This is a genomic window from Aquella oligotrophica, from assembly GCF_002892535.1.
GTDB lineage: Bacteria > Pseudomonadota > Gammaproteobacteria > Burkholderiales > UBA11063 > Aquella > Aquella oligotrophica.
In genome coordinates, this window is the sequence record NZ_CP024847.1 from 1267724 (window position 1) to 1292397 (window position 24674).

Annotated in this window: 25 protein-coding genes and 1 pseudogene; 16 read left to right on the plus strand and 10 right to left on the minus strand. The window is 35.9% G+C overall.

Annotation, left to right across the window (positions count from 1 at the left end):
* Window positions 1–22: 22 nt before the first annotated feature.
* Window positions 23–1471, plus strand: a complete 1449-nt coding sequence (locus tag CUN60_RS05835; RefSeq protein ID WP_102951133.1) for a leucyl aminopeptidase — start codon at window positions 23–25, stop codon at window positions 1469–1471.
* Between the two features lie 149 nt (window positions 1472–1620).
* On the opposite strand, the gene CUN60_RS05840 is transcribed toward CUN60_RS05835, so the two are convergent.
* On the minus strand, window positions 1621–2364 hold the full coding sequence (locus tag CUN60_RS05840) for a hypothetical protein (protein ID WP_102951134.1): 744 nt from the start codon (window positions 2362–2364) through the stop codon (window positions 1621–1623).
* Between the two features lie 59 nt (window positions 2365–2423).
* Window positions 2424–3065: a hypothetical protein gene (locus CUN60_RS05845; RefSeq protein WP_102951135.1), complete on the minus strand. Its 642-nt coding sequence runs from the start codon at window positions 3063–3065 to the stop codon at window positions 2424–2426.
* A 179-nt stretch (window positions 3066–3244) separates the two neighbouring features.
* Between CUN60_RS05845 and CUN60_RS05850 the strand changes: the two genes are divergently transcribed.
* A protein-coding gene (locus CUN60_RS05850) for an IS5 family transposase (RefSeq protein WP_425266149.1) occupies window positions 3245–4037 on the plus strand; the annotation gives its coding sequence in 2 pieces (ribosomal slippage) (window positions 3245–3540 and window positions 3539–4037; 795 coding nt in all).
* Window positions 4038–4206: 169 nt separating this feature from the next.
* Window positions 4207–4869: an NAD(P)H-dependent oxidoreductase gene (locus tag CUN60_RS05855; RefSeq protein ID WP_102951136.1), complete on the plus strand. Its 663-nt coding sequence runs from the start codon at window positions 4207–4209 to the stop codon at window positions 4867–4869.
* 100 nt (window positions 4870–4969) lie between these two features.
* Here the strand turns inward: CUN60_RS05855 and CUN60_RS05860 are convergent, their stop codons facing one another.
* Window positions 4970–6532 (minus strand): AsmA family protein, encoded by a 1563-nt coding sequence (locus CUN60_RS05860; protein ID WP_102951137.1) that lies wholly within the window; start codon window positions 6530–6532, stop codon window positions 4970–4972.
* Between the two features lie 317 nt (window positions 6533–6849).
* Here CUN60_RS05860 and CUN60_RS05865 point away from each other — a divergent pair, with 317 nt between their 5' ends.
* From CUN60_RS05865 to orn, 3 genes are all read left to right on the plus strand, one after another.
* On the plus strand, window positions 6850–7086 hold the full coding sequence (locus CUN60_RS05865) for a hypothetical protein (RefSeq protein ID WP_102951138.1): 237 nt from the start codon (window positions 6850–6852) through the stop codon (window positions 7084–7086).
* Between the two features lie 12 nt (window positions 7087–7098).
* Window positions 7099–7476: a hypothetical protein gene (locus CUN60_RS05870; RefSeq protein WP_102951139.1), complete on the plus strand. Its 378-nt coding sequence runs from the start codon at window positions 7099–7101 to the stop codon at window positions 7474–7476.
* Window positions 7477–7540: 64 nt separating this feature from the next.
* Window positions 7541–8113 (plus strand): oligoribonuclease, encoded by a 573-nt coding sequence (orn, locus tag CUN60_RS05875; protein WP_102951140.1) that lies wholly within the window; start codon window positions 7541–7543, stop codon window positions 8111–8113.
* A 2-nt stretch (window positions 8114–8115) separates the two neighbouring features.
* Here the strand turns inward: orn and pgeF are convergent, their stop codons facing one another.
* Window positions 8116–8850, minus strand: a complete 735-nt coding sequence (gene pgeF / locus CUN60_RS05880; RefSeq protein WP_102951141.1) for a peptidoglycan editing factor PgeF — start codon at window positions 8848–8850, stop codon at window positions 8116–8118.
* Window positions 8834–9895: an RluA family pseudouridine synthase gene (locus CUN60_RS05885; protein ID WP_102951142.1), complete on the minus strand. Its 1062-nt coding sequence runs from the start codon at window positions 9893–9895 to the stop codon at window positions 8834–8836. Before CUN60_RS05885 ends, pgeF begins: the two co-directional genes overlap by 17 nt.
* A gap of 1 nt (window position 9896) precedes the next feature.
* Between CUN60_RS05885 and CUN60_RS05890 the strand changes: the two genes are divergently transcribed.
* From CUN60_RS05890 to CUN60_RS05935, 10 genes are all read left to right on the plus strand, one after another.
* Entirely contained in the window at window positions 9897–10712 is an 816-nt protein-coding gene (locus CUN60_RS05890) for an outer membrane protein assembly factor BamD (protein WP_245866374.1), read from the plus strand.
* A 92-nt stretch (window positions 10713–10804) separates the two neighbouring features.
* Entirely contained in the window at window positions 10805–12640 is a 1836-nt protein-coding gene (locus CUN60_RS05895) for a PglL family O-oligosaccharyltransferase (protein ID WP_102951143.1), read from the plus strand.
* 2 nt (window positions 12641–12642) lie between these two features.
* A complete protein-coding gene (gene clpP / locus CUN60_RS05900) occupies window positions 12643–13251 on the plus strand; it encodes an ATP-dependent Clp endopeptidase proteolytic subunit ClpP (RefSeq protein ID WP_102951144.1) in 609 nt (202 codons plus the stop codon).
* Window positions 13252–13262: 11 nt separating this feature from the next.
* Complete coding sequence (locus tag CUN60_RS05905) at window positions 13263–14090, plus strand: GNAT family N-acetyltransferase (protein WP_102951145.1); 828 nt, start codon at window positions 13263–13265, stop codon at window positions 14088–14090.
* Between the two features lie 18 nt (window positions 14091–14108).
* The gene (gene clpX, locus CUN60_RS05910; protein ID WP_102951146.1) at window positions 14109–15305 is read left to right on the plus strand and encodes an ATP-dependent Clp protease ATP-binding subunit ClpX; all 1197 of its coding nucleotides are present in this window, start codon (window positions 14109–14111) and stop codon (window positions 15303–15305) included.
* 9 nt (window positions 15306–15314) lie between these two features.
* Complete coding sequence (locus CUN60_RS05915) at window positions 15315–15893, plus strand: acyltransferase (RefSeq protein ID WP_102951147.1); 579 nt, start codon at window positions 15315–15317, stop codon at window positions 15891–15893.
* The gene (locus tag CUN60_RS05920; RefSeq protein ID WP_158649308.1) at window positions 15886–16947 is read left to right on the plus strand and encodes a glycosyltransferase family 4 protein; all 1062 of its coding nucleotides are present in this window, start codon (window positions 15886–15888) and stop codon (window positions 16945–16947) included. The genes CUN60_RS05915 and CUN60_RS05920 overlap by 8 nt, the downstream gene beginning before the upstream one ends.
* 17 nt (window positions 16948–16964) lie before the next feature.
* Window positions 16965–18239, plus strand: coding sequence for an oligosaccharide flippase family protein (locus CUN60_RS05925; RefSeq protein WP_102951149.1), 1275 nt, complete (start codon window positions 16965–16967; stop codon window positions 18237–18239).
* Between the two features lie 41 nt (window positions 18240–18280).
* On the plus strand, window positions 18281–18877 hold the full coding sequence (locus CUN60_RS05930) for a GNAT family N-acetyltransferase (protein ID WP_102951150.1): 597 nt from the start codon (window positions 18281–18283) through the stop codon (window positions 18875–18877).
* 39 nt (window positions 18878–18916) lie between these two features.
* The gene (locus CUN60_RS05935) at window positions 18917–19723 is read left to right on the plus strand and encodes a YihY/virulence factor BrkB family protein (RefSeq protein ID WP_102951151.1); all 807 of its coding nucleotides are present in this window, start codon (window positions 18917–18919) and stop codon (window positions 19721–19723) included.
* 15 nt (window positions 19724–19738) lie between these two features.
* On the opposite strand, the gene CUN60_RS05940 is transcribed toward CUN60_RS05935, so the two are convergent.
* From CUN60_RS05940 to accB, 5 genes and pseudogenes are all read right to left on the minus strand, one after another.
* Window positions 19739–21241: a peptide MFS transporter gene (locus CUN60_RS05940; protein WP_102951152.1), complete on the minus strand. Its 1503-nt coding sequence runs from the start codon at window positions 21239–21241 to the stop codon at window positions 19739–19741.
* A 160-nt stretch (window positions 21242–21401) separates the two neighbouring features.
* A complete protein-coding gene (locus CUN60_RS05945; protein ID WP_102951153.1) occupies window positions 21402–21869 on the minus strand; it encodes a hypothetical protein in 468 nt (155 codons plus the stop codon).
* Window positions 21869–22752: pseudogene (prmA, locus tag CUN60_RS05950) on the minus strand (50S ribosomal protein L11 methyltransferase). Before prmA ends, CUN60_RS05945 begins: the two are co-directional and overlap by 1 nt.
* Window positions 22753–22823: 71 nt before the next feature.
* Window positions 22824–24173 (minus strand): acetyl-CoA carboxylase biotin carboxylase subunit, encoded by a 1350-nt coding sequence (gene accC, locus CUN60_RS05955; RefSeq protein WP_102951154.1) that lies wholly within the window; start codon window positions 24171–24173, stop codon window positions 22824–22826.
* A 28-nt stretch (window positions 24174–24201) separates the two neighbouring features.
* Entirely contained in the window at window positions 24202–24672 is a 471-nt protein-coding gene (gene accB / locus CUN60_RS05960) for an acetyl-CoA carboxylase biotin carboxyl carrier protein (protein ID WP_102951155.1), read from the minus strand.
* Window positions 24673–24674 lie beyond the last annotated feature (2 nt).

Sequence of the window (24674 nt, forward strand, 5' to 3'; positions counted from 1 at the left end):
GCCGGGAAAGGTAGTTACAGTTATGCAGTTTAAATTTAAACATACAAAGATAAATTTTGTCGAAAAACCAAAGTCAAGCGGCGGATTTAATATTCAATTTGATTTTGGCGAGCAATTAAAATCTTCTTATCTAGAATTGAGTCAGCTTGATAAAAAATATGTAACTGTCGATTTGTCCAAAGCTGGCGCGATACTCACTCATGCTAATAATGTGTTTGTAAGTTTTGGCAATAAGGAAAAATTTAATGCCAATTCTGTTGTTTCAGCAGTAGCAGCTACATTGGCACGCTTTATTAGTGGGAACAAGATAGATGAAGTAACCATCCATCTCAATGATCAGTTACTGGAAGATAATAAGCTTGCTACAACTGAGTTTGTAGAACAGCTTTTAGTTGAAATGATTAATGGTCTTTATTATTTTGATGATTTTAAATCAGAAAAAAACTCTTTGAAGCTAGGTAAGATTAATTTTAAAAGTAAGACTGATTTAGGTAAATCAATCACTAATGCAATAGCGATACTTGAAGGATTATTTATTGTTCGCGATCTTGGTAATAATCCGCCAAATGTGGCTACACCAACGTATTTAGCAAAAACAGCAAAAGACTTTGAGAAGATTAATAAGAATGTTAGTGCTGAGATATTGACTGAGAAAGAAATAAAAGAGCTTGAGATGAATGCTTTTTTAGGCGTTGCGAAAGGTTCAAAAGAAGAGCCACGATTCATTAAACTTGAATATAAGGGTGGCAAAAAGAACGCTAAACCAATTGTTCTAGTTGGTAAGGGGATTACCTTTGATTCTGGCGGAATTAGCCTGAAGCCAGGTGCAAATATGGATGATATGAAATTTGATATGTGTGGTGCAGCAACTGTGCTGGGTGTTTTTGCTGCTGTTGCCGGGCTTGGACTTGAGGTTAATTTGATTACTCTTGTTGCAGCATGTGAAAATATGCCTTCTGGTAAGGCACAAAAGCCAGGTGATATAGTTACCTCAATGTCTGGTAAAACTATTGAAATTTTAAATACTGATGCTGAAGGTCGGTTAATTTTATGTGATGCACTTCATTATGCCAAACAATTTAAGCCCGAATTTGTAGTCGATGTGGCAACCTTGACTGGTGCATGCGTTATAGCCTTAGGTAATGTAGCCAGCGGTTTATATGTTAACGACGAAGATTTATACGTTGATATTGAGGCTGCTTCATTGAAAGCTAATGATAAAGTTTGGCGGATGCCACTTTTTGATGAATATACGAAAATGATTCAAGGTAATCATGCTGACCTACTAAATATTGGCGGTTGGGGTGGTAAAGGTGGTAGCGCCACTGCTGCGGCTTTTTTGAAAGAGTTTATTGATTATAAGTGGGCGCATCTTGATATTGCAGGAGTTGCTAACTCGCCTGAGGCAAAAGGTGCTACTGGACGGCCTTTTAAACTCTTGGTAGAGTTGATTCGCTCTCGAATTAAATAATCTTTTAATCATTTAAAGGGTAGGGGAATACTGCAAATTGCCTAGCTCTTAGCTACTATAAAAACAGATAGATTTTGCTTTTGCTAAATTGCAATTAGGGAACTATCTGTTTTTTTATTTTCAAGAGATTTTTAAATTATAAATTAGAACTAATATAGGTAGCTAACCATTAATTGTGCTTGATAAGTATCACCACCTAGGTCATCATCATAAGAGGTATAAGTTGGTTGCTGAAGATAGCCGTAGCCTCCAAAGAATGTTAACCCTTTTACTTGTGGTACTGAATAACTGATCTGAATATCATATTCTATGCCTGCGGGCATGAATGTTGTAGCATAATACTGGTAGCTAGGGGTTATTATCAGATTATTATCAAGCAGTGATATTGAGGGGGCAATCTTGAATGCTTGTCCCGCAGAGCGTTCCACCATCCCCTGAATCCAGCCAGTGGTATATAAGGGATCAGTTGCATATTGATAGGTATATGGAGAAATAATTCCACCACCTTCATAACTATCCTCTGGACCCCAAATGTTATTATAACCAAGTTGCAAGCCAAAAATTGAGTAATTAAACCCTAGTTGCAAACCTAGCATGTTACTATTTACATTGTTTCCATAACCTGCGTTATTAAGAATGTCTCCTTCACCATTTTGTCCTTGCATTGAGCCCTGTGCCCCAAGTGTAAAACCTAGTTCGTCATTTACCGACAGCTTAATTGTCGTATCTGCATATGCCATGTTGGCATAGTTAGCAAAAGAGTAGCCCCATAATCTTGCATTAACCATTTGTCCTGGGCTAGTCCAGCTTGCTCCCATTGCGTAAGTGCTTGAGCTACCTTGGTCGCCAATCTTACCTGTGCCAGTGCCATTATCCCATTCACTATTATACATGGTCTGCTGACTAAAGCCTTGTTCACCAAGTAATTGTGCACCATTAATCGCAAATCCGGTTAGTAGCCACCCCCGCCTGGATTTACATTTACCAGTGCACCTTGGTAAGTAACCATATTTAGGGCGTTATTCTGGTAATATGTCATCCAAGGACTATTATTAATACCTATCCATCCTACATCAGCTTGAACAATGTTAGAAAACTGGTATTCTGCAAATAGTTCCTGCGGTGTAACCTGCTTGAGAACAGATAGGCCTTGTGCCTGATCAGCTGGATCAGAAGGATTCCATTGACTACTAAAAAATGGATTGGCAATGGTAAATAATCCACCAAAAGAGAACCCGGCAACTTGACCTGTTTGTGCAAAAATATTTACTGCATAACCATAATTGTTCGCCCCATTTTGGTTGACATAGCTTGCAGCACCAAAGATATTCCATGTTCCATCAGTAAACCATTTTTGGGCTACATTATCTCGAGCAAATTCACTTTCATTAATATTTTGCGTACCACCGCCACTTGGCATACCTATATATGGATTCTGGATATAATTACCACTAAAGATATAGCCTGTATCTGCTATTTCTGGCTGGCTTTCAACCTTTTTTTCTTGCATCACCACTTGAGATATTTGTTGCTCATCTGCATAGGCAAAAAAACTGCCTACTGATATTAGTGCAGTGAGAATTTTTTTTGTCATTATTCAACTTCCATAAAATATTCTTATCTAGCCCCTTATTATAAATGCAAATGATTCTTATTTGCAATATTTAACTAAGGTAAGTCTTGTTGTAAAAAGAAGGGTGTTTTAGAACCTGTTTGGAATTAAATTGCCAAAAGGATTAAACTACTGGCTGTTAGTAATAAAGAGCGAGTACAATGAGAAAATCATATCCAAGCGACGTAAGCAGAGAACAATTTGAGTTAATATTGCCAGAATTAGAATTAGCACGTAAAAAGACAAAACCTCGCAAAATAGATCTGTACGATGTATTTTGCGCAGTCTACTATGTTCTCAAAAGTGGTTGCCAATGGCGAATGTTACCAAGTGATTTTCCAAAATGGGAAACAGTTTATTTTTACTTTAACATGTGGGCAAAAAAGCCAGAAAGCAATGAAGACAGTATTATAGAGATAGTCTTAAAAAAAATTGGTAGGCTTAGTACGTACCGAAAATGGCAGGAACGCAATGACGAGTTTCTGCATAGTAGACGCACAAAGCGTGAAGAATACTAATACAGCCGAGAATAAGGGCTATGATGCGGGTAAAAAAGTATCAGGAATAAAGCGTCACATTGCAGTAGACACGCAGGGACTACCACATGCTATTCATGTTACAACTGCAAATGTAACTGACCGCGCAGGAGCAATATTAATGTTTGAAGGAGCCAAACGTAATCTGGCTGGGGTACAGAATATATTGGTAGATGGAGGTTATAGAGGCGATAGCTTTGCAACCGAAGTCCATCGAATATTAAATGCTAGAGTTGAAGTTGTTAAAAGAAATGAGCTGCATCAGTTTGTGGTTTTACCCAAGAGATGGATTGTTGAGCGTTCCTTTAGCTGGCTTGAGAAATGCCGTAGATTATGGAAAAATTGTGAGAGATACTTAGGTACTAGCCTACAAATGGTATCTCTTGCTTTTGTAGGCTTAATTTTGAAAAGATTCTAAACAGGTTCTTAGAGAATTTAGGTGGTCTGATAAATGATTTTTATTCGTTACTTGTAGTAGTGTGATTCAAACCATAGTAAATATTTAGGCTGGGAAATTATCCTGTCTATTTATTATTACTTATCAGCTATACTTCTGGCTGTAAAAATATTTTCAGCAAAGGATTATTATGATTACTAAACAAAGCATAATCGAGGCGTATAAATGGCGTCACGCATGCAAGGAATTTATTGCTGGGCAAAAAATCAGCGAAGAAGAAATAAAATTTCTTCTTGATACTATCAGCCTTTCACCATCATCGTTTGGCTTGCAACCCTATGATGTTTTTGTTCTATCTAACCAGGAATTATTGAAAGAATTGCATCCACACATGTGGGGTGCGCAAAAACAATTGTTTAGTGCTAGTCATGTATTAATGTTTGCAGCCAGAAAAGATGTGACTGTTGATGATGATTATTTTCATTATGTGATGCGTGATATTCAACAGGCACCAGCAGAAGTTGTCGAGTTATATACGGGACTTGTAAAAGAACACCAGTTGAGGGAAGTCAAAATATCAGAGAGTTCACGTTATCTGGTTGAGTGGGCAGCAAAGCAGGCATACATAGCTTTGGGTAATCTGATGACTGCTGCGGCTATGATAGCTATTGATTCATGCCCAGTTGAGGGATTTATTTCGGATGAAATAAATCAGATTTTATTAGAGCATCAAGTTCTTGATCCAGAGAAGTACCAGATTGCTGTATTTTGTTTTCTTGGCTATCGGCTTAACGAGCCAGTGCGACCAAAAACACGGCGTCCAATTGAGAATCTGGTTAAATTTATAAACTAGTAAATCATTAGCTTATTTGTAGTCGCAACGGTAAAGCCATTGCGACTTTTTTTGTGTTTAACCTAAGTCAAAGTATTACCTGATTGTGATGAATGGGCTTTTAAAACCAGCTTTTAATTTTGTTACTAATTTTCTTAACAGTTGAATCAGTAGCCTTGCCTACATCCTTACCAGTTTGGATCAGAGATCCTCCTAGATTTTGGACAATCTGTTTATTGACGCTAGTCCAGTCTATTGAGTCATCGGGGCTGTCAGGACGTCCAGAAATGGTTGCTGGGTAGATGATTTTTCCAGTAAGGCTATTTGGGTCAGCAACAAACTGGGCATTTACCTGATAGTTCATATAGTTCTTATTGATGTCTAGTTTTCCATTTGCATTGGCACGTAAATCAGGACCGGATAAAACCAAATTATGGTTTTCAATAGTCTTACCTGTATATGTTACCTTGCTTGTGAGGTGACCAAGAGTACTTGTTATTGCAAGGTTTTTTTGTCCTTTGGTATTTGCGGCTGCAATTGAGTTCTGAATTTGTGTTATGGTTAACGGTACACTTATAATTTTTACCGGATTACTTAAAATGGTTGCTATCTTTACTGACAGATTATGTAGGTTATAGCCATATAATATTAAATTCTGGATGGCTAGATCTTGGTCTGCATAGATCTGCTTGTCCCGTTCAACAAAGTTACCCTGAGATGTAAGGTTGCTAGCTTTTAGGCGATAACCATTAAGGTCTATGTAATCAGCGATATCAAGATGATTAATCTGAATTGAATTATATCCACTTATTGGATTAAATGAATTTACGGTTGCTTTAGCCATTATTTGACTATCTGGAGTAGTAATTTGAATGCTGCTGATGTTTAGATTTTTATCTGTACCACTGATATTGGAACTTACCTTCATTTGCTGGAGTTGCTTACTTGAAAATATTTTCGGTAAATTATCTATGCCGACACTATTCGCTAGTGGAATTAATGAAAAAGAGTCAGTCACATAGTTTAGATTAAATAGATTATCTGCATAGCTTAAATCAAGTGTACCTGTCACGATATTATTCAGGCTGAATTTTACCTTATTTAGGCTAAGGAGATTTGATTGAGAATAGTAGTTTATACTCCCAATTGTGGTTGGTGATAATGTTAGGTTGATACTTTGCAAACCAATAGCAAGATTATTGGCAAAATTTGTGTAAGCAAAGCTAGTATTTGTAATCTTTATTTCATGAAGGTCTAGGCTATAATTTACATTATCAAGCTTATTATTTAAAGGAAAACTCCAGTTATTTTGAATTCCGTTGCTAACAAGGCTAATTTTGCCATTATCAATAAACATTTTATTTATGCTTACTTTTTTATCTAATAATGGCAACAAGTTAAGCCCCAATTCCATCCGATTTATTGTAAAAATAGGTGAGCGATTGATTTCTGGATTGGTGACTAGTGAAACATCGTTAATTATTAGTCCTAAAGTTGAACCAACCAGCCCCCATTTTACATTTCCCATGGTAAATTCCGAACCAGTCTGCTTTTTAATTACAGCCAAAATTGTATTCTTATATTGGTTTGGATCTACTAACGTAACAATACTAACAATTACAGTAGCAAATAGTATGACGATACTAATTAATATTCCAATTAGTATTTTAAGTAATTTCCCCATTTTACTCTCTAAGGTTAAGTGAATTTAATTCCATTATTTTAGCAGCTTCGATACTTCTTAATTGGTAGAATTGTTGTAATTTTGCAAATGTTTTTGAGGTTTAATGTGAAATCTTATTGTGGTTAGTTAAATCATTGATATGTTTACGTTTGTATGTCTATAGTTATGGTCGGTTAATTCCAAGATTTAAAGTACTTTACTTAATAAATGCTGCTGAAGTTTGATACTAGGAAAATGACATGTTACAATCAAGGCATATCGATGCTTTGGGTAAAGTAAAATATAATTGACGTATAATATTCAAGGGGGTATAAACTATGCTTCAAGCAAACAATAGCACCTTACGTTCAGATAATGTTCACTCGAGTGTTTTAAATGATTCACAGCAATCATTTCCTCTGTCAACAAAAAATCATGGCTATTGCCAAGTACATGAAGAAGAAATGGAACGGCATGAGAGTGATAGTCAGATTGTTTATAAATGCCGTAAGTGTGATCGTTCATATATAGAATTAAAAGATACCGCAGGAAAATGTCATAAACGACGTAAATAAGGAATATGTTCCATGCTCAGAACTCTTGGTAACTGGTGTTTCTTATCGGCGCTAATTACATTGCAGTTATCATGCTCTGATCAAGAACATAAAAGTATTGCTGATAGATGGCAAAATGAGAATGGAAATGTTCTTGTTATTGATGAATCAATAGCTGGTGATTATAAAATTAGTGTTGAATTGAACTCCTACGAATCCGCCATAATAAAGCTATCTAATTCATGTACTGGTGAGATTACTCTTTCCAAAAATGCATTGGTGTGTGATGGTTCTGAATCTTCAATGAAAGTTATTTTAAGTTTTAAACCAGAACAGGATTTACTTCAGTTACAAATTGGCAATGAATCTTCTTTTGAAAATTTTTATCGGGTGACTGAGTCATCTATGTAAATTTAATATAAGTTATAGCAAAATTAATAGTGCGCGGGTGAATTTTAATTTTAGAAAGTGTCAGATGACGGTAATAAAAAATGAATATAATTTGGTTTGGTTAGATATGGAGATGACGGGACTTGATCCGGCAAATAATGTGATACTAGAAGTTGCTGTTGTTATTACTGATGGTCAGTTGAATGTTCTTGCAGAAAGTGAAAGCTACGCTATAGCTCAACCGGAAATAGAGCTCGCAAAAATGGATAAGTGGAATGTTAGTACTCATACTAGATCAGGGCTTATAGAGCGAGTGAAATCAGCAGGCATTGAAATTGCACTTGCCGAAAAAGAGCTTCTAAAGTTAATTAAAAAATATACCTATAAGAATAAATCTCCATTGTGTGGAAATACTATTTATCAAGATCGAAAATTTATTGTTAAATATATGCCAGAGTTAGAAGCGTATTTACATTATAGGAATGTTGATGTAAGTAGTATAAAAGAGCTTGCTAGACGCTGGTATCCAGAGATTCTTGAGGGATTTAAGAAGCATAATAAGCATGAAGCATTGGCAGATATACACGAATCAATAGAAGAGTTACGCTACTATCGACAAAAAATAATGCTGCCATCTGGTGGTGGTAATCCGGCGTAATATTAGTCTTTCCAGATTAAGGTGGCTATCCTTCCCGTTTTAGGATTTGTTCGGTATGAGTAAAACCACTGAGGGTTACATTTAGTACAGATGTCGCGATTGCTGATGTTTTTTTCTAGTAGTCCAAGTCGAATTAGTTTTAATTCTGCAATCTTCCTGAGATCTGCCTGATATTTATCGGGGCTGGCTCCTAATATGAAGTACTTACATGTTTCCGGGTCTTTTTCCTTAAATTCAGTAAATACAATATTATCAACTTCGAAACATTTCTGACAGATTGCTGGACCAATAAAAGCAACCATTTGCTTTGCTTGATAATTACTTAATTGAGCTATTGTTTTTTCTATTATTCCATTTATAAGTCCACGCCAACCAGCATGAATTGCAGCTACAAAATCACCATTTTGATTAGTTAATAGAATTGGTAGGCAGTCAGCTGTCATTACTAAACAGGGTTTCCCCACTTCTTCACTATATATTGCATCGGCATTTGGGGTGATGGAACTTGAGGTGCTATACTGAACTACTTCTGTGCTATGTACTTGGTTTAACCATAACGGGGATGCAGGCAAAATTTCACCAAGTTTGGTGCGGTTATTGGCAACTTTTAGCGGGTCATCGTTAACGTGACTTGCAATATTAAAGTTGTTTACGGAGGTCGTGATGCAGGTGTGGATATTTGCTGGTGCATTCCATGTCGCTTGTAAGAACATTGGTTTATTAATGGTCGTATGCATAGATTACCTCCCAGTTACCATCATCTTCATTATCCCAGTCATCCTCAGTAAAGCCAATTTCTTCATCAAGGGTTAATGCTTTTAATAAATTGCGGATGTCTTCAGCTAATCTACTTTTAAAGTGAATGGGTTCTCTGGTTTCTGGATGGATAAAAGATAGTTTGATTGCATGTAGTGCTTGCCTTTGCAATTCTTCTATTGCATTTACCACTTCTGGGCTATAGTTTATTTTGCGGGTACCATAGACAGGATCTCCAATTAATGGGTGACCACGATCTTTCATGTGTACCCGAATCTGGTGGGTGCGTCCAGTTTCAAGTTTACATTCGATATAGCTCATCGATTTAAACTGTTTTAAAACTCGATAGCGAGTAATCGCCTCTCTGCCGCCAAATTCAAGCGTTGTCATTCTCAAGCGGTTATTCATGTCGCGCCCAATATTCTTATTGATAATTCCTTCTTTATGTGGGCTACCTTCAACGATGGCGCGATAAATCCGGCTAACGCTTCTATCTTGAAGCTGTTTTACTAGATCAATCTGTGCGCCTAATGTTCTAGCAACAACCATTAATCCGGTAGTGTCTTTGTCTAAACGGTGAACTATGCCAGCACGTGGAATGTTTGATAACTCAGGAAAATGGTAGAGTAGTCCATTTAGCAGCGTACCAGACCAGTTGCCATTCCCCGGATGCACGGTTAATCCTGCTGGTTTATTAATGACTATGACCTGTTTATCTTCATAAATGATATTTAACTCTATATTTTCCGGGCTAAATGCGTTTTGTTCTTCATCAAATGGTGGGGTAATGACAACCTCTTCATCTCCTGCCACTTTGTCTTTGGGGCGTGCCTGTTTTCCATTAATCAGGATGTGTCCAGCCTTTAGCCAATTTGTTAATTTGCTTCTGGATAAATCTGTTATAATCTCGGCTAATGCTGCATCGGTACGTATGCCAATGTAGTTATTTGGTATATTAAAAGCAATATTTTCCGATTCAATATCTGAGATAGTAATTTTAAAATTTGATTGGGCGTAAAGATTCATAATGCTAAGTTCATTGCGTAAAATTTTTATACCAGTTATTGTAGCACTTTTTGTTGCATCCTGCTCTTCTGATAGTCTGGATCCTATTCGTGAAGAAACAAAGGGCTGGTCAGTTGAGAAGCTTTATAATGAAGCAAGTACCCAGTTGGCGAAACATAGCTGGAGTAAGGCAATCAAGCTTTACGAAGTACTTGAAGCCACTTATCCGTACGGTATTTATGCACAGCAGGGTATGCTGGATCTGGCATATGCATATTATAATAGTGATACCCCTGAATTGGCGATTCCTGAAATTGATTTGTTTATTAGAACATATCCAACTAATGCTAACATGGATTATGCCCTTTACTTAAAGGGATATATAAATTATTACAACGATAATGGTTTATTGTCTAGCTTTAGTAAACAGGATTTAAGTGAACGAGATCCAAAAGGCTTACGTGATGCTTATTTTGCTTTTTCAGAGTTGGTTAAAAAATATCCTAATTCTAAGTATGCGCCGGATGCCAGAGATAAAATGAACCGATTGGTTAATGCCTTGGCACGTGGTGAGTTGTTTAGAGCTAGGCATTATATGCAGATTAAAGCTTATCTTGCTGCTATAAACCGGGCACAGGCATTGATTCGTAACTATCCAAATACAGTTTATGTTGAAGAAGCGCTTGCTATGCAGGTAGCAGCATATCGTAATTTGGGAGAACTGACTTTAAGTCAGCAAACACAGCGGGTATTAGCCATGAATTTTCCCAAAAGCAAATATATACAAAAAGAATGGGAATTTCAGGATATGCCGTGGTATTCTTTTTGGCGTGATTAACGTTTTATTATAGCCTTTCAGGGTTCAATAATTGTTAATTACAGGGGTTTTATTTATAATCTATAATCGGTGTTATATTTTTGGAGCTATTGATGAACGATAAAATAATGACGGTTGCAGTTGGTGTAATCCTAGCTGTATTGTGCATTGTTCCATTTGCGATTCCCTATGCTTACTTTCCAATTTCAAAATTTTATTCTGAATCGGTAAGTCTGATTGGTGGGGTTTTGCTTTTTGCAGTTGCAGTATTTACTAGAGCAAAGCTAAAAATTTCTCCGGTAGCAATAGCTTCCTTTGCATTTGCTGTTTTTATCCTTATCCAGCCATTATTTGTACATATTTATTTTCCTGGTAATAATTACTATGTTGCAATGTTATTCTTTATTATGGGATTGGTTGCCGTTGGAATTACTTCGGTTGTGGATGGTGATGAGCTGATCCAAGGACGAATCCTTTTAATTTTATGCTGGTCGTTGGTTATTTCCGCTACTTTACAGGCGATTATAGCTTATATGCAATATACTGGCAAAGCAGCAGGCTTCTCTGATTGGATTTTGGTTTCACCAGATAATCCGGGTGACGGTTCAAACATTTTTGGGAATATTGGGCAGCCAAATCAGTTTACTGACTTTATGTCAATCGGTGTTGTTGCCTTATGTTATTTATTCTTTATCGGGCAAATTAATCTAATTGTCTTTATTGCATATGCGTTATTATTTGCTTTAGCGATTACCTTTACGGCGCGTCGCGGGGTTTTATTATATTATGTAATTATCTTGTTTATTGCAGGTTGGAAAGCATTTAGTAATCGTAATAATGAAGATAACAAACTGGCAATGAAAAAAATTGCAATTGTTTTGGTCGGGTTCTTTATTGGATTAATCGCTGTTCAGTTTATGTTACCAAAAATTGTCGCAGCTTTTTCAGCTCATCCAGAATCAGTTACTACTGGTATTGCACGTTTGTCTGGGGATGCGATTGGGCAAAGCACCTATCGTCGCTTTTATGAGTGGTATAAAGCAATAGTTCTTTTCATGCATCATCCTTTATTTGGTGTTGGCTGGTATCAGTATCCACGTGAGGGTATTTATATTATGCTGACTGAGCAGTTCATGTATATACCACAAAATATGAAGTTATATACTCATTGTCATAATAGTCTTTTTAATGTAATGGCTGAAACGGGTATTATCGGAACATTCATTACTATAATTTATGGTATTGGTTATTCTTTATATCTATTACTTAAAAAAGTAAATACTCCACAGAGTTTATTTGTGGTATTTTTGACTGTTCCTATTTTGACTCACAGTTTCCTTGAGTATCCATTGTGGTATGCTTACTTTCAGGTACTATTGGTAGTCTTTCTGGCTTTTGCTCCAGCTAAATATTCGATTGATGTCAATGGTATGATAAAAACTGTTGGTGGAATTATCGTTGCAGCTTTAATGATGGTTGCATATAATGCGTATCAGGCTAATAATCAGTTAACAGCATATACTCAGACCCCAACTGATTATGATGATTATGTTGCTAATGTTACTGGTTTACGTCAATTTATTGATAATAATAGTATGTGGTCATTACCAGCCATAATGGTTCTTGATAATTACATCATGCCAGGTTCGCAGGCAACGAGTAGTGCCATGACACCGCAAGATCAGTTAAAGTATATTGATCTTCTAGCATTTGATCTGCCATATCCTGGGTCATTATTTAAACAGGTTATTATTCATAAAATGCTTGGGGATAATGAAGGTGCAAATAAATATGCAAATTTACTTGTTCATGCTTATCCATATTATCAGGAACAGTTTATTAAACAGCTGAGCTCTAACCCAGCCTTTGCCGATGTAGTTCAAACCATGCAGGCATTCCATTATCAAGATAAGTCAGAATTAAGTAAGATATTTAGTAAAGGCAAGTAGTAATGATAGAAATGAATAATCTAGTTCCAGTAGTAGTAGAGCAAAGCGCTAGGGGTGAACGATCTTTTGATATTTATTCGCGTTTACTACGTGATCGGATTATATTTTTAGTTGGTGAAGTAAATGATCATACTGCTAATCTGGTAGTTGCGCAAATGCTATTTCTGGAAGCTGAAAATCCAGATAAAGACATTTATTTTTATATAAATTCACCAGGAGGATCAGTAACAGCTGGGATGTCGATTTATGATACTATGAATTTTATTAAGTGCGATGTAAGTACTTTATGTATTGGTCAGGCTTGTAGTATGGGAGCGTTTTTATTGTCTGCTGGTACTAAAGGTAAACGTTTTGCACTACCTAATTCACGGGTTATGATACACCAGCCACTTGGCGGCTTTAGAGGGCAGGCATCGGATATTGAGATTCATGCTAAAAATATCCTTTTTATGAAACGCCAATTAAATGAAATGCTAGCGAAACATACTGGACGAAGTATCGAAGAAATTGAACGAGATACAGATCGGGATAACTTTATGACCAGTCAAGAATCAGTAGATTATGGTTTGATTGATAAGGTTTTAAGTAATCGCCGAGAAATTAGTGAATAGCGAACTGAAAGATGTATGAGTTAGATACTGGAAGCTATCGGAAAGTCACTCATTTATTTGAAAATGTACCGATCAACACCTGGTTTGCTCAGGCTGTTATTAATGGTGTGGCAAACGGTCAGGTTTTTGTTGATAATTTGCTAAATCCTGAAGTGGTATATATAATTCATAACTATGGGATGTCTCTTATTCTGGGGGATTCTACAAATACAGGGTTTAACCAGTTTCTTATTGAATACTGGTCAAAAGCTAGGCGCAGCCACAATGAGTTTTTGCAAGCATATCCAGAGTCTTGGGACAAGATTATCCCAACATTATTAACCAATGACTTACTGATAGAGGGAGTGGATTCTGCTGAAAAAATAATCCAAGCAAAGAATGTTTTACACACCCGTGTAAATTTTTCTTTTAATCCGAAAAAATATTCGCAATTGCGGACAAAGGTTAATCTTGATGATTATGATATAAGGGAGTTTGGCATAGATGATTTTGCTAATTATAGCGGTAGTGTAGTACCTAATTTATTTTGGCGAGATGCTGATACCTTTAGAAAAAATGGAAAAGCTTATGCTGTTTATGTTAAAGGTGAATTAGCCAGTGTAGCTTTCTCCTCTTGTCAAAATGATGAAATACTTGAACTTGGTATCGAAACTAACCCTGATTTTCGGGGGTGTGGTTTGGCAAAAATAGCCTGTATTCGCTTGATTGATTATGCGCTAGATTGCGGGCTAACTCCAATTTGGGCATGTCGGAAGGGTAATCTAGGTTCATATAAACTTGCGGAGAGTATTGGGTTTGTTGTTGATTGTGAATTAGCTTATTATCAGCTAAAAATGTGAAAGATAGTGAGTATTGATATGAGTGTAAAAAAATGTTCGTTTTGTGGTAAACTTGAAAATCAGGTTAAGCATTTAATTGCCGGACAACAGGGCTTTATTTGTGATGAGTGTATCAAACAATGTGGTGAGATTTTAAAATCAGCACCTGATGATAAGGATATAAATTCTCAAGAAGCAGTTGAAGTTGAAAAACCAATTCCTACGCCACGTGAAATAAATTCGGAGCTGGATAAATATGTAATCGGACAGGAACAAGCCAAAAAGATTTTATCCGTTGCGGTATATAATCATTTTCACCGAGTGCGCTCCAATAAACAAAGCGAAGATGATATTGAGCTAGCTAAAAGTAATATTTTACTAATTGGTCCAACAGGGTCAGGAAAAACATTATTGGCACAGACACTGGCTAAGTTTCTTGATGTGCCATTTGCGATAGCCGATGCTACCACTTTAACTGAAGCTGGTTATGTTGGTGATGATGTTGAAAATGTCTTGACCAGATTATTGCAAAATTGTGATTATGATGTTGAAAAAGCTCGGCACGGGATTGTTTATATCGATGAAATTGATAAAATTGCGCGAAAAAGTGAAAATCCATCAATTACTCGTGATGTATCCGGTGAAGGGGTACAGCAAGCATTATTAAAGCTAGTTGAGGGGACAGTTGCCAATGTTCCACCACAAGGCGGACGTAAGCATCCCGGTAAGGAAATGATTCAGCTGGATACTAGCGAAATCCTATTTATCTGTGGTGGTGCGTTTGATGGACTCGAAAAAATTATTCAAATGCGTACCGAAAAATCGGGTATTGGCTTTGGTGCACAGGTAAATAGCAAGTCAGATGTTATCAGTAAAAACCAGTTTTTAAAAGATACTGAGCCATCCGATCTGGTACGTTTTGGTTTGATTCCTGAGTTTATCGGGCGCTTGCCTGTTCATGCAATTTTACAGGAATTAGATGAGGATGCTTTGGTGGAAATCTTAACTCAACCAAAAAATGCCTTAGTCAAACAATACCAGAAAATATTTAATTTACATAATGTAAATCTTGAATTTGCTGATGGTGCAATCAAGGCGGTTGCTAAAAAAGCTCTAGCTCGCAAAACTGGTGCTCGTGGCTTACGTTCAATCATGGAAAATCTACTTTTGGAAAAAATGTATGATTTACCAGAACTTCAATCTGAGAAGGTCGTTATAACTCCAGAGATGATTTAGGTCTCGTTAATGAAGAAGTTTGTTTGGCAATTTCTAAACCTATTAAACAAATATATAGCCAAGCCAAGAATGGTGCTTGGCTATACTTCTTTTGATGGTACCTATCTGGCAAAAACTCGCATTAGTAATACAGTGGATATTGTAAACCCTGAGAATCTTAATATTGCTGATAATGTTTTTATTGGGCATTATAATATTCTTGATGCTAGTAATCGCATTATGATTGGTGAAGGGTGCCAGATTTCTAATTTTATCAGCATTCTTACTCACTCATCGCATCAATCTGTTCGACTCTACGGTAAGCACTATATTCCGCATAATGGTCGCCATAAAGGATACATTACTGGTGAGGTAATAATCGGTAAATATACCTTCATTGGTGCACATTCAGTAATAATGCCGGGAAGTAAAATTGGCAAGGGTTCACTGGTTACTGCTTATAGCCTAGTAAAAGGAGCGTTTCCTGATTTTGCAATAATTGCCGGGAATCCGGCTCAGGTTGTTGGTGATACTCGGGTAAAAGACAGTAAATTACTCAATGAATATCCTGAATTAGCAGAGTATTATGCGGAATGGGCAAATGACTAGTAAGCTCGTAGTAATTGGCTCTAATTCAATCCATTGTAAAAGATTTATTCAAGGAATACTTGATAATAGTAATTATGAAGTTGCAATTGTTACTAATCTGCAAATGCCAGAATTTGCTGATTTAAAACAATATACAGTCAATTTTGCCTTAACTAATATCAAAGCTAAAAAACAGATTGCCGAGATACTAAATATTGAAAAGCCGGAGATTGTCCATATTCATCAAGCAAATAGTTATGCTTGGCATAGCTTACGTGCCATCCGAAGCTTAAAATTTAAGCCAAAAACAATCCTAACCGCCTGGGGATCGGATGTTCTTCTGTTGCCCAAAGAGAACCGGATTCTTGCTAGAATAGTTAGATATAGTCTAATAAATGCCGATGTTATTACCTCAGACTCACTTTATATGTCGGGGGTGATCAATCAATTACTAAATGGAGTTACCAAGCCGATTCATACGATTAATTTTGGAATCCAAGAGCTACCATTAAAGCATGAGATTCGTAATAAAAAGAAACTAATTTTATCAAATCGATTACATAAACCACTATATCGGATTGATAAGATTATTAGTGCTTTTGCTGGCTTAATAAATAATCAACTGCTGGATGCTGATTATCAACTAATAGTAGCCGCAGGTGGCGAAGAAAGTGATAATTTACGTAAATTAGCCCAGAAGCTTGGAGTTGCAGATAATATCCAGTTTACTGGCATGATTCCATATAAAGAGCTGGTTGAATACTATAAAATAGCAAGAGTATTTGTTTCAGTTCCAGAAAGTGATGGTACTGCATCAAGTCTTCTTGAAGCGATGGCGTATGGCTGTGTCCCGGTTTTATCAAATTTGCCTGCTAATCTGGAATGGGTGATTAATGATTATAATGGCTTTATTTCTGTTAATCTAAATGAGCTACAGCTTGAGATTATTAAGGCTGCGAAAATAGCGGATAATCCTGAAGCCTATCAGAGTTTATACGATTTCAATTATCAGTTGATAGAAAATAAGGCAACGCTAAAATGTAATATTAATAAATTTATTGAATTATATCAGTAAATTTTAGGTTTATTTAAATGTCATTGCCAAAAATTGTCAATAAACTAAAAGGCGAATTTTTCTTTACGCTCTTTGCCAATGTCTTTTCTTACTTAATTACTTTCTGTGGCTCAATTATCTATGTTCGACTATTAGGGAAACATGATTTTGGTGTCTATACCTTTGCTTTTAATATTATTTCATTATTCCTCTTATTAAATGGCTTTGGCGCAGCAAGCGGAGTACTTCAATATGTAAGTAGGTCAAAAGACCAATCTGAAAGAGTTGCCGTTCTTCAGTTTGCTTTCAAAGTTGGGATTTTTTTCAATCTCCTTATTGCTATTGTTATTATTGCTTATGCATTAATTTTTCCCTTGCCGATTCCAGCAGCCAGACCAATTTTACTGACGATGGCATTATTCCCGGTTGGCAGATTATATATTGATATTTTTCAGGCATATTTGCGTGCCAGTGGACAAAACCGAATACAAGGTTATTTTCTTATTATAAATAATAGTCTACTCTTATTAGCGAATATAGTTGGGATTATGCTATTTCACCTCTATGGACTGATCTATTTTACTTATATTGCTTATGTTATTATGCTGATATTTTCAAGTTGGAAATTTAAGCTTCCTGCTATTATTGGTTTTGCCAAAAAAGATACTAGCTTGATTAATCGAAAACAATTTATCAGTTATTCTTTTTTTACCACACTGGCTAATGCTTTTTCTGGACTGTTATTTGTATTAGATATAATAATTATCAGTTATATAGTTAAGGAACCGCAATTAATTGCGAGCTACCGAGTAGCCACGATAATTCCGTTTGCAATTAATTTTATTCCAAATATTGCGGTAAATTATTTTTACCCTGAATTTGCCAAAAATGCGCATGATCCAGCTAAGATAAGACAGTTATCACGTTATATCTTTTTAAGAATGTTTGCTTTTAGTGCTAGTACTAGCTTTTTTCTTATTTTGCTTGCCAAGCCATTAATTTTATTAATCTTTGGTAAGAGTTATCAGGATAGTATCTTGCCATTTCAGATTATTAGTTTTGGGTACTGGATAATCGCATCATTTAGGACTATTAATGGTAACATTCTTGCAGCAATGGGTAAAGCCAGACTTAGCTTTTATTTAACGGGATTTATACTAGTAGTAAATATTATTGTTACCTATTTGATGGTTAAGTATTATTCAATCAATGGTGCGGCAATTGCGGTTGTTTTTATGTATGCTTTTTCTTCGTTTATTGGTTATATTGCATTGAAATTGGTATTAAGGAATTTGGAGCCAACGCGAGGCTAGGGCAATTATTATTAAGTGAAAGTTCACTTTTAGGATGTTAAATGATTACTTTTGAAAACTTACAGAATATTCATATTCAGCATGAATTAGTTACTATCCGTAATTATCGTGATAGTGATCTTGATGGTTTGAGGGCAATATTTGATTCAGAGTTTTTTACTTGGTTTTTCACTCAATATCCAACTTGCGATGATTTTGTTAATGAAAAGCTCGCCGAGGTAGCGAAGGAAAGTCTCGCATTACTAGTAATTATTGATAATAAAACAAAAAAGATCATTGGTACTAGTTCTTTATATGAAATTAGCTTCAGGCATAAGCGTCTAGAGATGGGGTCAAGCTGGCTAGCTAAAGAATATCAGGGTAGTGGCTATAATCCATTAAATAAATATCTACTAATTGATTATCTGATAAATACGCTTGGCTTTAATCGAGTGCAATGGAAAACCGATGCGCTTAATGAAAAATCAAAGCAAGCCATGCTAAAATTAGGCTTTATCCATGAAGGTATACTAAGACGCCATGCAATTACTCAATCTGGCAGGGTGCGTGATTCGTTGGTATTTGCGGTTACTGATCAGGATTGGGCAGAAGTGTCTTTGATAATGTCAGAGCGGATTCAGTTAAAATTCTCCTCATAACAATCAGTTTTATATATAAAATGGTACGATAAAGTAAGAATGACAAAACAGAAAAAAATAATTTATATCTTAATTGAGATTTTCTATGGATTTTATCAGAAAGATGGTTTACAAAAAGCGAGTTCCTTGGCATATACATTTCTAATGTCTTTTGCGCCTTTTTTTATTTCAATTGCCAGTATTATTACTTTATTTATTCCGGCTAAAATATACACGCAATATGAAAATCAGATTTTTACCAATTATTTGCCTGTTATTGGTAAGCAGGTTGCTCGTTATATGCAGAATTTTCAAGCACATTCGCTAGATTTATCAATTATCAGTCTAGCAGTTCTTTTTATTACTTCATTATTAATGATAAATACTTTGCGTTATTGTATGGATCAGTTATTAGGGTTTAATGAAAGTGATCTGAATATTGGTTTAAAATTGATACTAATTTTGGCTGTTTTTGCTGGGTTAATTTTAAGTGGGATTATTTTATTTGGTGCACACGAAGTATTAACTCATTATTTACCACTTTATTCTTTTACCAGATTTTCTTTCATTATTAGTTTTTTGCAATATTTAAGTTCTTTTCTTGCCTTTAGTCTCATCTATAAATTTGTTCCCCACACACCTATACCATTCAGATTAGCTTTTATTGCTGGACTTACATCAGCAGTGCTTTTTGAGTTGGCAAAGTTTGGCTTTGCTGTTTATATTCGAAGTTTTAGTAATGCTCAAAATATACTTTATGGATCATTGGCCGCTATTCCGATTTTTCTTTTATGGTTATATATTATTTCTATTATTTTCCTTCTTGGAGCTCAGATTATTTCTGTGTTAATCTCTCTTGAAGAGTAATTAATAGATTCAAAGTTAATGCTCAATATCTTCTTTTATCTGATGTGGTAATTTATCTCCAGTAAGTTTTTTTATCAACGGCAGAAATATAGTATAAACTGTAATCATTATTGCCATACCTATCGAGCATTTTGAAAAAAGGCTAAAATATGCCTCGGAGCTAATTGCTACGGTAATTTCACCTTTAGGTAATGTAACTAGACTTGAGAGTAAGCCAGATATATAAGAACCGATTGAACTTGCCAAGAACCATGATCCCATTAAAAATGCTGCAAATTTTTCTGGTGCCATTTTACTAACGATTGATAGTCCAACCGGTGAAATGCATAATTCGGCACAGGTAAGTAAAAAAATACCAAAGATAGGCCAAAACATTGAGCTTGGTTGTCCAGAGGATTGCGCAAGGTATGCGCCAAAACTTAGTACCGAAAATGAAGCCAAAGTAAAGAGTAATCCAATTAGAAATTTTGTTGGACTAGATGGATTCTTACCTTTACTTTCAAGTACCATCCAGATTTTGGCAAATACTGAGGCTAGTAGAATAATGAAAATTGAATTAGGAACTAGTACAAACATTCCTGTCGGAATTACGTTACCCATAAAGCTTCTATCAATGTCTTTATCAATAAATAGTGCCATTGAATTAAACATTTGTTTATATAATGACCAGAAAAATACCGCAGTAATTATGAAGATAAGAATTGATAATACCTGATTACGTTCCTGTTTGGTATCACAGCGAAAAGCCAGAATTGCAATATATAAAAGCATGCCAATACTTATCGCTGTAATAACAATCTTGGTATTACCAGGTGAGCTTAATAATATAAAAATCAGAGTTATACAAAGAATGGTGCCAATAATGAGCCAGATTGCACCATTGAAAAGAAGGATTTTCCGTTTCAGATTTGCCTGATTAACGATGTTTGAGGTTTCCGAGTAAACACCTTTTTTATAACCAGTTATGAAAATAGCCAGACCAAAACCCATACCAATTGCAATTAATACAAATGCATAATGCCAATTAATCATTTCTGCAACATAAGAAATGATTAATCCGGCAAGAATTGAACCAAGATTTATGCCCATATAGAATATTGTATAAGCACTATCACGCCTATTATCATCTTTAGTGTAGAGCTGACCAACCAATACTGAAACCGTTGATTTTAAAAAGCCCGTTCCAATAGCTACAGTTGCCAGTCCAAGATAAACTCCCTCGATACCTGTTGGTAGTGCTAGAATAACATTTCCGGCAAAAATAATGATTCCACCAATTATAACCGACCAAGTATAGCCAATTAATTTGTCTGCTACCCAACCACCAAGTATTGGCGCGAGGAAAGTAAATGCCATATATGCACCAGAAATAAGACTTGCATCAGTAGCGCTTACATTTAAGGCTTTAGTGAGGTAAAGAACAAGGATTCCCGAGATACCATAAAAACTAAATCGTTCCCACATTTCTGTAAGAAAGAGAAAGATTAGACCTTTTGGATGTCCTTGCTGTTTAGCCATTGGTGATACTCAATAAAAATTAGAATTTAAAATTATAGCACATGTGCCTAATAGAAAATGCCAGCTTGTTATTGATTGCTACTTTTTTGGCATGTATAGTTCTACAATTTGGAGCATCTGTTGCTAAAAGATGCAAATTATGTTTAATGGAAGATGAAAATTAAAGTTTTATTTCCCATCCTTCTTCAAGTTCTTCTTTAGCTTCATGATGCTCTTTTAGCAAATCAGGTCGATTTATTGCTGTTGCAAATTTGGCGAGCATTTCTTTTTGTTTATCTGTTAATTCTTTTTTAGCTTTTTTTCTGTTATTAATTGGCTGATAGGCTGATGGTCTTACCTTGACTAGAATTTTATGAAAATTTATTCCATTATTTTCAAGATATGTTCTTATGTATGGGATCTGCTGATTTATCTGATGGAAGCTAGCATTGTTTTTGCAATATAAAACTAAAGTATCATTTGGATAATCTATTGCTCCAGCGTGACAGAAATCAAGGAAGTTAGTAGCGTAATTCGCTAGTGCCTTATTTATTTGTTGCAATTCACTTGCTATTGCGCGGATATTACTAAGGTCGCTGCTTTGGTCCAGATATTCTTCCGCCATAACAAACGCTTTTTTACGCTGCATTAGCGTTTTATCCCTTCTAAACAAACCCAGCCCTCCATAATCTTATAAACCTGCATGTCAAACCACCCCTGATATATACCACTCATTTCTTCTATTTGGCTATCAAGAATACCGGATAAAACTATTTTACCCCCGGACGTACATATCCTGCAAGAGCACTTGCTAGCATTCTAAGTGGATTAGATAGTATATTAGCAACAACAATATCATATGTTGTGGGTTTAAACTTATCTGGTAGGAAGAAATTTACCTGAGTCTGATTTACTTCCGCATTATAAAGACTTGACTCGATTGCTTGTTTATCAATATCAACCCCAGTTACTGCTTTTGCACCCAGCTTTGCAGCAGTAATTGCAAGAATACCTGAACCACAACCATAATCAAGTATATTATTGGTGATTGATACATTTTTTGCAAGCCATTCAAGACACATGAATGTAGTAGGGTGGGAACCAGTTCCAAATGCTAACCCGGGATCAAGAATGATACCAGTTGCATCAGCAATCGGAAGCTCGTGCCATGATGGAACAATAAATAACTTATTAGTAATCTTAATTGGCTCAAATTGGCTCTGAGTTAATCTAACCCAGTCTTGATCATCTATATTTTCAATTTCATAATCAAAATTAAGCTTAGTTTTTTTCTGTACATTACTTACAATTTGATCAATATCACAATCTTCTGTTAATAAAACAACTAACAAACTATGTTGCCACAGTTTCTCAACTTCCATACCCGGTTCATTAAAGATAGGTTCTTCAAATTCAGTGCCTTCAAATTGATCCTCAACACTTACCGATAGGGCATCTTCAGCAAAAAAAGCATCACCTAATAAATCTGCTTTTTCTGAATCAACCTTGATTTTTAATTGTTTAAAACTCATTTTTTATTATTCTTTTATAAAATTAAAAGCACGGACAAATCCGTGCTTAATCAACTATGTATCAGGCTAAATTAGCCTTTACGTTGTTTTAGATAGTTCTCAAGGTAGTGGATTGATTGTCCACCTTCAACAAAACCACGTTCAGACAACATTTCTTGATGTAATGGAATATTGGTTTTTATTCCCTGAAAGTTAGTTTCTTTTAATAATCCTTGCATCTTATTAATTGCATGCAGTCGGTTTTCAGAGTGAACAATCAGCTTTGCTATCATTGAATCATAGTATGGCGGTACAGTATAACCATCATAAACATGTGAATCAACACGAACACCGTTACCACCACCAAAATGACACATTTCAATTTTGCCTGGCGACGGTACAAAGGTAAATGGATCTTCAGCATTTACACGGCATTGAATGGCATGTCCATTTAGAACAACATCTTCTTGTTTATAACGAAGTTTTTCACCACTCGCAATATATAACTGCTCTTTAACAATATCAATACCAGTGATCATTTCGGTAATCGTATGTTCAACCTGAACGCGAGTATTCATTTCAATGAAGAAAAACTCTCCATTTTCATACAAGAACTCGAATGTACCTGCACCACGATATTTGATTAATTTACAAGCGGCAACGCAAGCTTCACCGATTTTTTTGCGTTCAGCGGCAGTTATACCTGGAGCAGGAGCCTCTTCAATAACTTTTTGATGACGACGCTGCATTGAGCAGTCGCGTTCGCCCAAATAGATAACATTGCCATACTCATCAGCTAATACTTGAATCTCGATATGACGAGGTTTGGTTAGATAGCGCTCCATATATACCGCAGGATTCCCAAAACCTGCCTCAGCTTCACTACGTGTAATCTGTAATGCATTAATTAGTTCGCTTTCTTCGTGAACAACACGCATTCCACGTCCACCACCACCCGCAACTGCTTTAATGATTACCGGATAGCCAACTTTTTTCGCAATTTTGATAACTTCTTTATCATCATTAGGTAATTCACCTTCAGATCCAGGTACTACAGGAACGCCAGCTTTAATCATTGCTTCTTTGGCTTTTACCTTATCTCCCATAGTTGCAATTGCATCAGCTCTTGGACCAATAAAGACAAAACCACTTTCTTCAACCCTACGGGCAAATTCAGCATTTTCAGACAAGAAACCAAAGCCAGGATGTACTGCCTGAGCATTAGTTATTTCACAGGCTGCTATTATTGATGGGATATTTAAATAGCTTTGTGCTGAGCGAGCAGGACCAACACAAACTGCTTCATCGGCTAGTTTTACGTATTTAGCATCGCGATCCGCTTCAGAGTAAATTACTACTGACTTAATACCTAATTCTCTACATGCCCGCTGAACACGTAAAGCTATTTCACCACGATTTGCTATCAGAACTTTTTCAAACATTTTTAGTTCCCTTATTTGGATAAATTAATTAGGCAATTACAAATAAAGGTTGACCATATTCAACTGGCTTGCCATCTTCAGCCAAAATTTCTTTGATTGTTCCAGCTTTATCAGCTTCAATCTGGTTCATAAGCTTCATCGCTTCAATAATACATAATACTTGTCCAACCTTAACTTCTTGCCCAACTTGAATGAATGGGTTAGAATTAGGTGAAGAGGCACGATAGAAAGTTCCAACCATAGGTGAATTAATTGTTTCGCCTTCAATTTGCTTTGGTTTATTTTCTTCTGGTTGATGGGTTACTGTAGTCTGTTGTGGCAATGAAGTAGGGATAGAAACCTGATGAATTGATGGAGCAGCAGCAAGTGGTTGCACTGGCGCAACAACGCTACTTACGCAAGATACGCGTAATTTATCCTCACCTTCAGTTATTTCAAGTTCGGCAATCCCTGATTCCTTGATCATATCAACGATTGCTTTGATTTTTTTGATATCCATTA